14 protein-coding genes are annotated in these 13009 nt (G+C 42.8%); 9 read left to right on the top strand and 5 right to left on the bottom strand.

Annotation, left to right across the window (positions count from 1 at the left end; translation table 11 throughout):
- Positions 1 to 16: 16 nt before the first annotated feature.
- The 7 genes from ACSQ2E_RS19000 to ACSQ2E_RS18970 all read left to right on the top strand — a co-directional run bounded on the left by ACSQ2E_RS19000 (position 17) and on the right by ACSQ2E_RS18970 (position 7071).
- Positions 17 to 535, top strand: a complete 519-nt coding sequence (locus ACSQ2E_RS19000) for a tetratricopeptide repeat protein (RefSeq protein WP_435993128.1) — start codon at positions 17 to 19, stop codon at positions 533 to 535.
- On the top strand, positions 522 to 1460 hold the full coding sequence (locus tag ACSQ2E_RS18995; protein WP_435993126.1) for an ABC transporter ATP-binding protein: 939 nt from the start codon (positions 522 to 524) through the stop codon (positions 1458 to 1460). Before ACSQ2E_RS19000 ends, ACSQ2E_RS18995 begins: the two co-directional genes overlap by 14 nt.
- Positions 1461 to 1491: 31 nt before the next feature.
- Positions 1492 to 2850: an ABC transporter permease gene (locus tag ACSQ2E_RS18990; protein WP_435993124.1), complete on the top strand. Its 1359-nt coding sequence runs from the start codon at positions 1492 to 1494 to the stop codon at positions 2848 to 2850.
- A 25-nt stretch (positions 2851 to 2875) separates the two neighbouring features.
- Positions 2876 to 3442, top strand: coding sequence for a hypothetical protein (locus tag ACSQ2E_RS18985; protein WP_435993122.1), 567 nt, complete (start codon positions 2876 to 2878; stop codon positions 3440 to 3442).
- An 81-nt stretch (positions 3443 to 3523) separates the two neighbouring features.
- The gene (locus ACSQ2E_RS18980) at positions 3524 to 4750 is read left to right on the top strand and encodes an amino acid racemase (protein WP_435994647.1); all 1227 of its coding nucleotides are present in this window, start codon (positions 3524 to 3526) and stop codon (positions 4748 to 4750) included.
- Positions 4751 to 4753: 3 nt separating this feature from the next.
- Positions 4754 to 6253: a class I adenylate-forming enzyme family protein gene (locus tag ACSQ2E_RS18975; RefSeq protein WP_435993120.1), complete on the top strand. Its 1500-nt coding sequence runs from the start codon at positions 4754 to 4756 to the stop codon at positions 6251 to 6253.
- A gap of 11 nt (positions 6254 to 6264) precedes the next feature.
- Positions 6265 to 7071, top strand: a complete 807-nt coding sequence (locus ACSQ2E_RS18970; RefSeq protein WP_435993118.1) for a CPBP family intramembrane glutamic endopeptidase — start codon at positions 6265 to 6267, stop codon at positions 7069 to 7071.
- 61 nt (positions 7072 to 7132) lie between these two features.
- On the opposite strand, the gene ACSQ2E_RS18965 is transcribed toward ACSQ2E_RS18970, so the two are convergent.
- The 4 genes from ACSQ2E_RS18965 to ACSQ2E_RS18950 all read right to left on the bottom strand — a co-directional run bounded on the left by ACSQ2E_RS18965 (position 7133) and on the right by ACSQ2E_RS18950 (position 9924).
- On the bottom strand, positions 7133 to 7636 hold the full coding sequence (locus tag ACSQ2E_RS18965) for a DinB family protein (RefSeq protein ID WP_435993116.1): 504 nt from the start codon (positions 7634 to 7636) through the stop codon (positions 7133 to 7135).
- 84 nt (positions 7637 to 7720) lie between these two features.
- Positions 7721 to 8161 (bottom strand): YybH family protein, encoded by a 441-nt coding sequence (locus ACSQ2E_RS18960; RefSeq protein ID WP_435993114.1) that lies wholly within the window; start codon positions 8159 to 8161, stop codon positions 7721 to 7723.
- Between the two features lie 44 nt (positions 8162 to 8205).
- Positions 8206 to 8580: a YciI family protein gene (locus ACSQ2E_RS18955; protein WP_435993112.1), complete on the bottom strand. Its 375-nt coding sequence runs from the start codon at positions 8578 to 8580 to the stop codon at positions 8206 to 8208.
- 90 nt (positions 8581 to 8670) lie between these two features.
- Positions 8671 to 9924 carry an RNA polymerase sigma factor gene (locus ACSQ2E_RS18950; RefSeq protein ID WP_435993110.1) on the bottom strand — a complete coding sequence of 418 codons (1254 nt, stop codon included), beginning with the start codon at positions 9922 to 9924 and terminating at the stop codon, positions 8671 to 8673.
- 244 nt (positions 9925 to 10168) lie between these two features.
- Between ACSQ2E_RS18950 and dhaK the strand changes: the two genes are divergently transcribed.
- Positions 10169 to 11926, top strand: coding sequence for a dihydroxyacetone kinase subunit DhaK (dhaK, locus tag ACSQ2E_RS18945; protein ID WP_435993108.1), 1758 nt, complete (start codon positions 10169 to 10171; stop codon positions 11924 to 11926).
- Between the two features lie 79 nt (positions 11927 to 12005).
- Here dhaK and ACSQ2E_RS18940 read toward each other — a convergent pair whose 3' ends face one another.
- On the bottom strand, positions 12006 to 12347 hold the full coding sequence (locus tag ACSQ2E_RS18940; RefSeq protein WP_435993106.1) for a hypothetical protein: 342 nt from the start codon (positions 12345 to 12347) through the stop codon (positions 12006 to 12008).
- Between the two features lie 149 nt (positions 12348 to 12496).
- On the opposite strand from ACSQ2E_RS18940, the gene ACSQ2E_RS18935 reads away from it, so the two are divergent.
- Positions 12497 to 12766, top strand: coding sequence for a DUF3949 domain-containing protein (locus ACSQ2E_RS18935; RefSeq protein WP_435993104.1), 270 nt, complete (start codon positions 12497 to 12499; stop codon positions 12764 to 12766).
- Positions 12767 to 13009: the final 243 nt, after the last annotated feature.

Here is a 13009-nt window from a genome sequence, read left to right as displayed (position 1 = left end):
TAGGTGGTGAAGAAACATGAAAGCAGCCGATTGGATAACCAAAGGGAAGAAAAGTTTCCTTGCAGAAGATATGGCAGCATCCAAAAAGTATTTTCAATCTGCAATACAAGAAGAACCTGATAATGGGGAAGCGTACGCCTTTTTAGCTGCAGTCTATGGAAAACTGATGGAAAAAGGGGGATTCATGGATAAAGTCAAATATCTCCCACAATTTGAGAAGACCATCTCCATGGCTCTCAAATTGGATCCCGAATCCACTGTTGCAAGAAGAGTCAATGCGTTCAGGTTGTTGAAGACCCCGAAAGAATTCGGGGGGAACCCCAAGAAAGCGATCGGTGAATTCCTCTTTTGTATAGAAAGAGGTGTTACGGACTCTGATCTTTACTATGGTCTCGGACTTACCTATATACAAGTAAAAGATTACGTAAATGCAAGAGAAGCATTTGAAAGAGGGATCGAGATAAAACCGGGGGATGTATTGATTCAGAAAGAACTGGAATTCGTTAGTAGGAGAGTGGGCAATGGCCATCATTGAAGTAGCGGATATTGAGAAGAACTATGGAAATCATCAGGTCATAAAGGGAATAGATGTGTCCATCGATGAGGGAAAGGTATTCGGTTTACTAGGACCAAATGGAGCCGGGAAAACAACGTTGATTTCAATGTTGAGTGCTCAATTGCCGGTGACTTCAGGGAATGTGATGATCGCCGGAATGAACCTGGATAAAAATGTAAAGGAAATCAAAAAGCTGATCGGGATTGTCCCCCAGGACATTGCCCTCTACCCGGAATTGAATGCCGTTGACAACCTTACATTTTTCGGTGCTTTATATGGTTTGAAACGGAAGGAATTGAAAGAGAGAGTCAATTGGATACTGCAGATGGTTGGGTTGGAGGATCGTGCGTCAGAACCGGTCAAGAATTATTCAGGAGGCATGAAGCGAAGGATCAACATTGCGGCAGCTCTTCTCCATGATCCACGGATCGTCTTTATGGATGAGCCTACTGTAGGGATCGACCCCCAATCAAGAAATAAGATCTATGAGTTGATCGAGTTACTGAAACAAGAGAAGAAAACCATCATATATACCACCCACTATATGGAGGAAGCAGCCGTCCTTTGCGATACGATTGCCATTCTGGATGATGGTCAAATAATTGAGCATGGTACCACAGAAGAATTGTTAAAGCAGCTTCACGGGGGGATATTGGAGCTTCATATAGACGGGGATATGGTAAGGGAAGAGGTACAGTCCCTCGTAGTACAGGATGACTGTGTCATTGAATGTATTCAGACGAAAGATAAGCTGTCTTTCCTGGTGACAGACGCACAGGAAGCTCTTGAAGTCATAATGGGCTCTCTGAATTCAAAGGGTATAAAGGTCAGTTCCGTCAATACAATGCCACCTACCCTAGAGACACTTTTTCTCCATTTAACCGGAAAAGAGTTAAGAGAATAGTAAAATTTCAGATTAACTGGAGGAGGAGAACGTGAAGTTTCTACCGATTGTAAAAAAAGACTTAAAACTGATTTTTAAGGACAAGGCAGCCATCGTCGTCCTGTTCCTTCTACCTATTATGTTCATCAGTGTGATGAGCTTTGCATTAATGCCTGTTTATAATGGAGGGTCTGATTCCACTATATCCATCGCTCTCATCGACCTAGATAAAACGGCAGAGTCGAAGGGGTTTATAGAAAGCCTCCAAGATGTTGATGGATTGACCGTCGAAATGAAAAAAGATGGAAAAAAATTCCGTGAAGAGGACGCCGAGGAATTAATACTAGGAGATTCCTATCCGATGGCGGTTGTCATCCCGGACCAATTCGGAAAGAAAGTGAAAGAAAACGAGAAAGTAATCCTGGAAAGCTACATCGATCCTGCTCAATATAATACAAGTTCAGTCTTGGTCAAAGCGTTAGATGGTGTTTCAAGTACATACTCCGCTCAGTTTACCATTGAGAAGATGGTTGACAATCAAATTACGGAAGTAAATGAAGTAGTGGATGATCGAATTACAGAGTTAACGGAAGTATATGAAGGGAAAATCGATGAATTGACGACAGAGCTCAATACACTTGTACAGAGTGTTCCTGCCAGTCAACCGATCGAGATCGAGCCCGTTGAAGTGGAAGACCAGAATACGAATGTAGAATCCATGAGGGCATCATTACTGGAACAGGCAAATGACTCTGTGGGAGAACCATTAATTACGGTAGATGAGAATCTGGGCGTTAGACAGAATGCCGATAAGCCTGACTCATTTCAGCAGAACGTTCCAGGTTATACAGTGATGTTTGTTTTCTTTATTGTCATGTTTGCAGGACGTTCTTTTTTGACTGAAAGAAAAGAAGGAACGTTCAGAAGGATTCTATCTGCCCCCATAGGCAAATGGAATTTATTCATTGGGAAAATGATTCCCAACTTCCTTATCAGTCTCATGCAATGCTTTGTCATGTTTGCCATTGGGCATTTCGTGTTTGGTATGTCACTTGGAAATTCCATCCTTGGACTAATTGGAATTTCAATATGTTTGGCATGGGCAAGCACGGCGGTCGGAATGTTAATTGCCTCTTTGGTCAGGTCTGAGACGCAGATTGTCGGTGTTTCCATGATGATTGTATTAACATTGGCGGCATTAGGGGGGACGATGGTCCCGTTATTCATCATGCCTGACATTATGCAGAAAATAGCTTTATTCACCCCACATGCATGGGCACTGACTGGATACCAAAGCCTTCTAGTGAGGGGGATGGGATTCACTGATGTATGGTTAAATATGCTTGTTTTGTTCCTATTTGGAATCGCGTTTATCCTCATAGCGGTTTGGCGTTTACGATTTGATGATTAGAAATGGGATGAAGAAGGAGGAGACCATGAATCATTTAGCTGATGTGTATAAAGACGTAATCTATAAACTTCTTTTAACGTCTAATGGAAGAACCACCGATATCCTGGAAGTGTTGGCTGGCGAAGATCTTGAGTTGAAAGTGGAGAATCAAACAGCGGGACAGGTGAATGCAGACAACGGCAGGTTGACGCCGTACATATACCGTGAATCCCATATCATCACCAAAGATTCCAAGTTCATTCTCTCTCATAACTTTGCAAAAATCTATCCGGAATTCATTCCGAACGAGCTGGGTAACAAAGTCAGCGGAAAAACGGAAGGGATAGGAAAAAGCATAAAGAATATGGATATCATTTCGACCAGGAGAATTCTGGAATATGGTTGGAAGTATTGTCCGGAAATTGTTGATCTTCACGGTAACACGTCTCACTTGATATTTGAGGTGAGTGAAAAAGTCCCTTTTAAAGAGTATGAAATCAGCTTTGAGCAGAACGGGCGGCCAGGTATTCATTTATTGGAATATTTCAATCCTGCCATCCTGAATAACATAGCCTTACCTTCTGAGCCGAAGGTGGAATTGTTTGTAAAATGATGGGGCAGCCTTTCCGGTGAACGTTTGGAAATCTCCCCGGATCCTATGCAACCATAAGAGGAGGAACCTAAATTGATAAAAATGAAGCACGTCGGATTAGTAGGGGTTTCAGCAGTTGGAGCTGCCCTTTGTTATCAAGACTTGATCATTAAATGCTTGAAAAAGTTCGGAACACACCCGGAAGTAACCCTCCACACCATGCCCATTAATCAATTCAGCAACTCAGACCTGAGCAAAACAGGAGAGGTACTCATGACTTCCCTTACCTCTTTAAAAAATGCAGGTGCTTCCGTCGCTGCACTAACGGCCAATACGACTCATTATGCCGTAGAAAGTATCAGGGACCGACTCCCTCTGCCTCTATTGGATATTGTGGACTTGACCGTTAATCAATGCCGGGATGAGCAGTTTAAAAAGGTGACTGTACTCGGAACCTTTGTAACCATGCAGTTTGGATTATATGAGAAGAAATTGAGTCAATACGGAATAGAGCTGGTCCAGCCGACGCTTCAAGAACAGGAAGAAATAGATCGGATCATCTCAGAGGAATTACAAGAAGGTATCGCGAAGGAATCGTCGAAAGAGTATATTAATACTGTTTGTAAAAGAGTATTAGATTGTGATACAGAAGCCATTGTCCTTGCCTGTACAGAATTACCACTCATCTCATTTGAACATCCGTCCATCCGGTTCGTGAATCCGAACGAATTACTGATTGATGAAATCATCCGGAACTGTCTTGATGAAGAAATAAAAGAGGAAACACACGAGGAAGAGGTGCAAAAGGACAAAGGGAATTTCAAAAGTATGTCGGGATTTTTCAAGTATCATCAACAGACAGACGTTTCGGGGATTCTGAAAAAAGGGATCGACGAACTCAATCTGGATCATCTGGATGAGGCATTGGAGCACTTCGAGGATGCGACCTGCCTGGATCCGGATGATCCCGAGGCACACGCGTGGATTGCGATTACATTGGGATCCAAGATGGAAGAAAGCAATGCCTTGCTCAAAGTAAAACTGCTCCCTAAATTTGAAATGGCTGTACAGAGATGTGTGGAACTCGAAGCCGAGTCCCTCATTGTGAAAAGATTGACCGGTACCCGCTTGATTAAAATCCCTCAAGAATTCGGAGGGAGTTTAGAAAAAGGAGTTGCAGAACTTGAGTACTGCGTGAATCATGGATTAAAAGATCCTGATATTTATAAACTCATCAGCTATACCTATTTACAACTGGGAGATTTAAAGAAGAGTGAACAGGCATTTAAGCTGGCCGAAGACCAGATATATGAATTAAGTAGGGGATAAAAAATGACGATTATAAAAAGCATCAAAACGTTCGCCAGATTTCATCCGGATCGGTTGGCATTAGTAGATGATGATATTTCTCTGACTTATGGAGAACTTGAAATCCTCAGCACGAATTGGGCATTGACATTTCTCCAGATGGGGATTCAAAAGAATGATCGAGTGATGGTTTGTATGAAAAACAGCAGCCGGTTCCTTGCCGTCATAGTGGCATTGGAGAAATTGGATGCCACGATCATGCCGATGAACTATCAGCTCTTTCAAAAAGATGTTAAGGACATTTGTGGTAAATATGACGTCAAATATGTCATAACAGAGTTGTATTTCCAAAGTACTTTCACTGGTTTGGGAAATAAGACCCACTTTGTTGAAAACCTTACGATCGGTTTCATGGATAGAAATGTCACTACGGCCTCACATTTGTTCGAGCACTATGATGATGAAAGTGAAATGATCTTTTTTACATCAGGATCAACAGGGAAACCGAAAGGAATTTCACTCTTAAAGAAATCGTTGAATCCCACGGTACTTCCTGATTTTTTAAAGAAGAAGTTTTCAGTTCATTTACTGGTGCGTCCCATGTTCTTCCGTTCTCACTTGACTTTGGCCTATAACACGATTCTTCAGGGAGATACACTGGTGGTCAGCCGTTCAGACGATCCAGGCACCATCTATCAATTACTAACTGCAAATCTGGTAAAGCAGATGACTTCCGGGCCGACGGATTTATATGAATTGGTAAACTATATGGAGTCAGAGTCTAAAGAAGCACCGCATTCTTTGAAAGAAGTGATGACAACCGGCAGAGCTTTGCCAGATGGTTTAAAAGAGCGCATGGCATCCCACTTTCCAAGATGTGACATCATTGATTTTTATGGAACAAGTGAAATAGGTGCGATATCATCCATCAGTAAATCAGAATGGAAAATGAAAAATCGATCTTCTGGAAAACCGGAATTTTTCGTCGATGTAATCATAATGGATGAAACAAAGGGAAAGGCAGCACCATTGGTTCCTGGAGAAATCTGTGTAAAGTCCAAGTATGCCATGAAAGAATACAAATTTGAAAAGGATGTAACAGCGTATTCCTTTGTCGATGGATACATCCGTACTGGAGATGTGGGCTATTTAGATGAAGATGGATATCTATTTATTGTTGGCAGGAAAAATGAGGTCATCAATCGGGGCGGATTTTATTTCTACCCTTCTGAGCTGGAAAATAGCATGCTGGAAATCAAAGAGGTTCAAGAAGTGGCCGTCCTTCCCGTTCAAGATGATAAATGGGGACAGGTCCCCGCAGCATTTGTCGTTTTAAAAGAAAGTCATCAACCATTTGACGAGCTGGAAATGAAAGAGTATTTAAAAACAAAGCTATTGCTCACACTGCCGGCGCACAAGATTCCCGAATACGTTACATTCTTGAAAGAGATGCCGTTTAATCTCGGGGGGAAAATCGACAAACCAAAACTTTACGGTCTTATGACAAATGTAGCCACTCATTGATAGGAGATAACATGAAAAACACGAATATGTGTATGATCCATATTATCATCGGGGTTCTTTACTTACTTGGAATCGTATTAGTTTCATATGGTATTAGTGCACAATGGGTATTGATCATAACGGTCATTTTCTGTGTTCTCGCTTTTTTACAAAAGGAAATGCGATATCTTATGATGATTCTGTCTGCCTTTCTAGTAAGCTTTTATGTTTACGTTCTCTTAAGCGGTCTTTTTCGTCACCATACGGATGATCTTATGCTGATTGTGTTAATGGATCGTCTCTTATTAAGCCTCATCATTATCAGTATTGTCGTAACAGCCATCGTATGTAGAAAGCCGTTCTCGCTGAACCTGAAAAAGCCCAAGTGGGATAATCCCATCTATTTCCCTTTTATCACACATGGTTTCCACTCCATTAAGATCAAACGATTCTTTCAGCTTTCAGTACTTGGAAATATGGTGGTATTCACCATCCTTCTATTCATATTTGGTGACTGGGAAAGAATGAAGGACTTACTTGTTTTTGCGTTGGCTTTTTCCGTGGTGAATGCTTTTCTGGAAGAGTTACTCTGGAGGGGAGCGTTCTTTCAGATACTCTCGGAACAAGTATCAATGCTTTATGCCCTTATCCTGACAAGTCTTGCGTTTGGCCTTCATCATATTGCCATAGGCATTCCATTTGCTGCTGCCATCAGTTTTTCTATAGGAGGCTTTTTCTTTGCGGTTGTGAGGAATAGAAGTGAAAGTGTCATCCCATCGATTCTATGGCATTTCATCATTAACCTCTTTATGGTCTTTAGTGGATTCATCATTCATTGATCCATACCCGCAGGAAGCAAGGGGACGGTTCTCTTGCTTCCTTTTTTATTCAGAAGAAGCATCAGAACCGTCCCCATGCTTCATCTAACTCATACTTCTGCCGCAGATGGTGACGAAAATGCATTCCGACGAGGTCAAACCATTCCTGGGCATTCAACCATCCAAAGCCTCCATGCTTCTGTTTGTAGTTTGGGTGGATTTCATCTGCTTTCACTTTCAATTCTGTCATTCGTTTCATTAGTTGATCGAGCTCTCGTATAATATCCTCTTTCGTTTTTGTATTGTCCGGGGCAGCATTAAGTTCGGGCGGTAACTGGATTTTAATTGGCGGGAATCCACCAATGTTAAATAAGTATTCCCCAAACTCTGTTTTCCCCTGTGTTTGCTCTCCAGCAGCCAGCGCACAAGCTTCAACACTGTCCAGATACTCATGTGCCACGACAAGTAGATGGTCATACATTTGACCGATAGACCAGACCCCTTGCTCAGGTACATACCTGAGTTGCTCCAACGAATAGGTTTGTAGGAAGCTTTTGTATGTTTCGATCAATTTAAGGTCATTCATGTTCATTTCTCCTCTTTCATACATTTAATAAAAAAAGCACTTCTCCTTCTTGAAGAAATGCACTATTTTTCTCTACCAATTCTATTATTTTGGGTTGAAGATACCTTTTCCCGTTTGCATATCGATTGGCAATGAAGAATGTTCGTGTGTGATTAGCCAAGCTTCGTTCTCTTTTTTTAAGCCAAATGTGAAACGGTTGGTCATTTGACGATCTTTCTCTTCGGAATTCCCCCTGAAAGCAGAGTAAGTTACTGCACAGTGCACGTATGCTATATTCGTATTTTCCTCAATAACTAAATCATTGATATCCACTTGTAGTACATAGTGGTCTTCCTTCAAACCATTAAACCACTCTGTTACACTATCTTTCCATAAAGAAAGACCCTTACACTCCCAGTTTCCCCAGCAGTCATAAATATGTACGTCTGCCGAATAGATAGATAGGAATTTTTCAACATCGCTTTCGTAGACGGCGCGTTTGTACGTTTCAAGAACGTCCTGAACCAATCCCGCTCTATTTGTCATATCATCCACTCCTTAAAAATAGTGTGAAAAACATTATGGCTAACTCACTTATCATTCTTAAAAAAATGAACTGGACGGATCTCGATTCGCCACCCAAATTCTTCTCCTATATTCAATTGCGTGGTCGGATGAATAGAAGCAAGTTGGATCGCCTCATCCATGTTTTCTGCTTCAAAAATGAATATGCTGCCAATCAGCTCTTTCGATTCTGTAAACGGCCCATCTGTAACCATGACCTTTCCATCCACACGGCGCAAGTTCTTGATTTCTGACTCCAGACCTGCATCAAGCAGCACCTTCCCACTTTCGTAAAATTTCTCCGTGTGCGGCTGGCATTCCTCCATCACAGCCTCTATTTCCGCACTTGGACGTGCATCCATTTTTTCAGAGTTGAAATAGCCCATACATAAAAATATCATCGTCATCTCTCCTAGGTCACTCGAATTTTTTGTATCTATTCATACAACGATCAGCAAGTCGGTAAATCGACATAACGAATAATTAATTTTTTATTTCATACAATCTTCAGCCTGTTTTAATAGAAATTTCTGTTCTTGTACATTTTGGGTTAACGAAGCAGCACGCTGGAATTCTTTATATGCTTCTTTTTTTCTTCCTAGCTTTAGGAGGAAATTTCCCTTGGTGCTTGGAAGTAAATGATAATTCTTCAACGCTGGTTCCTTCAGTAAAGAATCGACAATTTCCAAGCCTGCAATTGGTCCATAGGCCATTGAAATGGCAACCGCCCGATTCAGTTCAACGATGGGAGAAGGAGCAATATGTGAAAGCGCACGATAAAGAGTTGAAATTCGCTCCCAATTGGTTTTTTCTGGTGAGTCGGCTTCTGCATGACAAGCAGCTATAGCAGCTTGCAATGCATACAATCCAATTGTGCCTCCAAGGTCTTCTACTTTTTTTAGTGAAGCAAAACCCCGGTCGATGTGTTCCTGACTCCACAACGAGCGGTTTTGATCCAATAGCAAAATCATTTCACCTTCCGTATTTGTTCGGGCTTTAAATCGGGATGCTTGTATTTCCATTAGCGCAACAAGACCATGAACTTCCGGTTCCAGACGAATGAGTTCTGCTAAAGCTCTTCCCATTCTTAATGCTTCGTTACATAGATTCATTCGAATCAAATGTTTACCTGTAGAAGCCGAATATCCCTCGTTGAACATAAGATAGATCACTTCCAAAACGGAAGAAATCCTTTCTGCATACTCAGCCTTCTTAGGAACCTCGAAAGAAACATTGGCTTCTACAAGTTTTCGTTTTGCCCTCACCACTCGCTGGGCAATCGTCGGTTCATGTACAAGAAACGCGTTTGCGATTTCTTCTGTTGTCAGTCCCCCAACCAGTCTTAGGGTAAGGGCTACACGGGCGTTTTTTGATAACACCGGATGACATGTCATAAAAATCAGCTTCAGTACATCGTCCTTAATTTCTTCATCCATTTCATCAGCCAAGTCATAATCGTACTGAGTATTCATCGAGTAAGCCATTTGTTCATATTTTTGATCCAGCCGTTTTTTTCTGCGAAGCATGTCTATGGCTTTTCGTTTAGCCACAGTCATCAGCCATGCACCAGGGTTTTCCGGAATATCAGAGACTGACCAACGCTCAAGTGCTATGATCAGTGTGTCTTGAGCAAGATCTTCAGCAATGCTTATATCCTTCACGATCCGAGTAAGTGATGCGACTACTTTAGCTGATTCCGCTCTCCAAATCGACTCAATTCTTTGGTGGATTGAAGTCTCTATCATGTGTTTGTTCCTCCTTTCCCCAATGCATTACGCATTCTAAATCAAAATGAAACCAATATGGGAACCACACCATAATATTAATTGTAAAATTCTGATAATGTCATTTTATCATAAGATCAATGGTGACAGTGCTCATTTTCACATCAAGAAGAAGCATCAGAACCGTCCCCATGCTTCTTACTTTCGTTTTAACGTGGTGAGTGAGATAATTTGAGCAATCACAAAACTGAAGGAGGAGTTATGAATGAAGAAAGTCATGAATGAACCTGAGGATTTGGTCGTGGAGATGTGCAATGGGATGGCCATGGCTCATCCGGAGCTTGAGTTTATGAAGAAGTATAAGGTGATGAAGAAAAAGGATTTGAATGAAGAGAAGGTAACGTTGATCAGCGGCGGAGGAAACGGACATGAGCCTGCCCATGCGGGACTCGTTGGGAAAGGGATGCTCGATGCTGCTGTGTGCGGTGACGTGTTTGCATCGCCTTCTCAAATTCAGGTATATCAGGCGATCAAGGCGACGGCCGGTAAAAAGGGAGCCCTCTTGGTCATTAAGAATTACAGCGGGGATATCATGAATTTTAAAAATGCGGCTCACATGGCTTCAGAGGATGGCATCCCTGTGGAATACGTCAAAGTGGATGATGATATTGCGGTGGAAGACAGTCTTTATACAGTGGGACGCCGTGGTGTCGCGGGAACCGTGTTGGTACATAAAATTGCGGGAGCGGCAGCTGAAGAAGGAAGGGACTTGCTGGAAGTGAAAGCTGTGGCGGAAAAAGCCGCTGAGAATGTCCGCAGCATCGGATTCGCCCTGACATCCTGTACGGTCCCAGCCAGTGGATCTCCGACGTTCAAATTGGCTGACGACGAAATCGAATATGGTGTCGGAATTCACGGAGAGCCGGGGACAAGACGGGAAAAAACCGCGTCCGCTGACGAACTGGCAGATCGTATGGTAAATGACCTTCTGAAGGATTTGAAGATGGAAGATGGGGATTCTTCCGAGATTGCGGTCCTTGTAAACGGCTTTGGAGGCACGCCGCTACAGGAACTCTACCTTTTCAACAATTCCGTTACCCGGATTTTGGCCGGGAAAAAGGTGTCCATTAACCGTGCCTTTGTCGGTAACTACATGACGAGCATTGACATGGCAGGCGTTTCCCTGACCGTGATGAAGCTTGATGAAGAGTTGAAAACATTGCTCTCAAGTGAAAGCACTGCGCCTGCGTTCAGAGTGGACGGGCCGGTCCCGGGTGTGGAGTACATCGATCTCGAAGAAGATGAGGAAACGAAACCAGTCTCCTTCGAAGTGGAAACGCCGGAAGAACATGCTGTGATTAAAATTGATAGAGCGACACTCGAAAACATGATATATCTTGTGGACAAAATGAGCGACATCATCATCAAGAATGAAGTACCATTCTGTGAATTGGATTCACATGCCGGAGACGGTGATTTCGGGATGAGCGTCTCCAAAGGCTTCAAGCAATTGAAGCGGGAGTGGAAAGACATCCTGGATCAAGAAAATCTCACCATCGGCAGCTTCCTGGATGCAAGTTCCATGGTCATCATGGAATACTGCGGAGGTGCTTCCGGTCCGATCTGGGGATCTGCGTTCCGTGCGGCAGGGAAAGCGGCAGAGGATCGAAAGGAACTGACCGTGGGAGAATTTGCGGACATGCTGCAAGCGGCCGTGAAGGGAATCCAGGATACAGGCGAACGATCCTTCGGCAGAGGAGCAGAAGTCGGGGACAAAACCCTCGTGGATGCACTCGTTCCTTGCGCGGACTCCTGGTCGGAAAGTGCGTCAAACGGAGCTGACTTCAAGACCGCGTTTGAAAAAGGAGCAGCGGCCGCTGTAGAAGGAGCCGAGAAAACCAAGGGTATCGTTGCCCGGATGGGTCGTGCCGGTACGGTTGGGGAACGAAGCCTTGGACATCCGGATGCAGGTGCTTATGCGCTTGGGGTAATATTTACGGAGCTTGCGGAGAGTTTGAAGTAAAGGTTGATGGAAGCAAGGGGACGGTTCTCTTGCTTCTTTTTTTTGTTGGTTGGAAGCGGGAGAACCGTCCCTGTGCTCCTTAAACAATAAGTTCTTTTATCATGGAAAGGAAAGTGTAGACGATAATCGAGAGAACTCCTTGAACAAACAGCGCAAGGATAAATAGGATCTTTCGGACAAACCAGTTGTACTTTCCGATTTTCGTGTAAATGTAGTATCCGGAGCCGAACATGCCCTTTTGGAAGGCGTTCGTGATTTTTTGAAAGATCGTGGTTGCAGGGCGGTAAACGGCCAAATCGTAGTAATCCAACATGGTTCTTTCCAATAAAAGAATGGTGCATCCATATGCAAATTGGGTGGAGAGGACCACGATGATGAATAGTTTGATGATATCAGTTATGTAATCTACATACACATACATATGAATCTCCTTTTCTAAGCAACTCTCTATCTATCATACTCAAATTATCCACCTGACAAAAGACTTCCATTAACGAAACTTTCCAATTCAGTTAAACGTATACATATATAAGGAATAAAAACAGTGACGTACTTAAGGAGGCAGTCAAAATGGAATGGTATATCTTTCTAGCTGTTATCGGGATATATGTGTTGATTTCCCTGTTGATCTTACCTATGCAATATCGCTTCTTGATCGCTTTAAAAGCTGAAGAGGAGAAGAACTGGTTAAAAGGAAAGAAACAGGGGGATATGTATGATGCCATGAATGCCGGTGAACTGAGCCTTCATGGGAATATGCAGGGGAACCCGTTGTTTTTTCTGGCTAATCTTTTTGCTTCGCTTCTTTATAGAGTGAAGCATCGTGGGGATAGCATGTAGGAGATCAAGAGACAGTTATTCTTTTATGGGGTGACTGTTTTTTTTTTTGGTTTTGGGTCACGGGACCTGTCCCTCTTGATCACAATCCTAGACGAACAAATCATTGGAGAGAAGGGGGATCTATTCGTTTGTACTTACTATTATCGATTTTTTTAGCCAGTATTCTAGGTTTGATCTTGTTTATATTAGGGCCTTGGATAGGCGGAAGCCTTGCTTTCGGTATCATTGCAGGTTGTTTGTTCA

This window comes from Rossellomorea sp. LjRoot5 (genome assembly GCF_964253455.1).
Classification (GTDB): Bacteria; Bacillota; Bacilli; order Bacillales; family Bacillaceae_B; genus Rossellomorea.
Note: the sequence above shows the minus strand (reverse complement) of the source record. Positions and strands in the feature narration are given on the sequence as shown.

Excerpts from the sequence above, each read along its gene's own strand:
- ACSQ2E_RS19000 (WP_435993128.1), top strand. The coding sequence starts at position 17 with ATGAAAGCAGCCGATTGGATAACCAAAGGGAAGAAAAGTTTCCTTGCA.
- ACSQ2E_RS18995 (WP_435993126.1), top strand. The coding sequence starts at position 522 with ATGGCCATCATTGAAGTAGCGGATATTGAGAAGAACTATGGAAATCAT.
- ACSQ2E_RS18985 (WP_435993122.1), top strand. The coding sequence starts at position 2,876 with ATGAATCATTTAGCTGATGTGTATAAAGACGTAATCTATAAACTTCTT.
- ACSQ2E_RS18980 (WP_435994647.1), top strand. The coding sequence starts at position 3,524 with ATGAAGCACGTCGGATTAGTAGGGGTTTCAGCAGTTGGAGCTGCCCTT.
- ACSQ2E_RS18975 (WP_435993120.1), top strand. The coding sequence starts at position 4,754 with ATGACGATTATAAAAAGCATCAAAACGTTCGCCAGATTTCATCCGGAT.
- ACSQ2E_RS18970 (WP_435993118.1), top strand. The coding sequence starts at position 6,265 with ATGAAAAACACGAATATGTGTATGATCCATATTATCATCGGGGTTCTT.
- ACSQ2E_RS18965 (WP_435993116.1), bottom strand. The coding sequence starts at position 7,636 with ATGAATGACCTTAAATTGATCGAAACATACAAAAGCTTCCTACAAACC.
- ACSQ2E_RS18960 (WP_435993114.1), bottom strand. The coding sequence starts at position 8,161 with ATGACAAATAGAGCGGGATTGGTTCAGGACGTTCTTGAAACGTACAAA.
- ACSQ2E_RS18955 (WP_435993112.1), bottom strand. The coding sequence starts at position 8,580 with ATGATATTTTTATGTATGGGCTATTTCAACTCTGAAAAAATGGATGCA.
- ACSQ2E_RS18950 (WP_435993110.1), bottom strand. The coding sequence starts at position 9,924 with ATGATAGAGACTTCAATCCACCAAAGAATTGAGTCGATTTGGAGAGCG.
- dhaK (WP_435993108.1), top strand. The coding sequence starts at position 10,169 with ATGAAGAAAGTCATGAATGAACCTGAGGATTTGGTCGTGGAGATGTGC.
- ACSQ2E_RS18940 (WP_435993106.1), bottom strand. The coding sequence starts at position 12,347 with ATGTATGTGTATGTAGATTACATAACTGATATCATCAAACTATTCATC.
- ACSQ2E_RS18935 (WP_435993104.1), top strand. The coding sequence starts at position 12,497 with ATGGAATGGTATATCTTTCTAGCTGTTATCGGGATATATGTGTTGATT.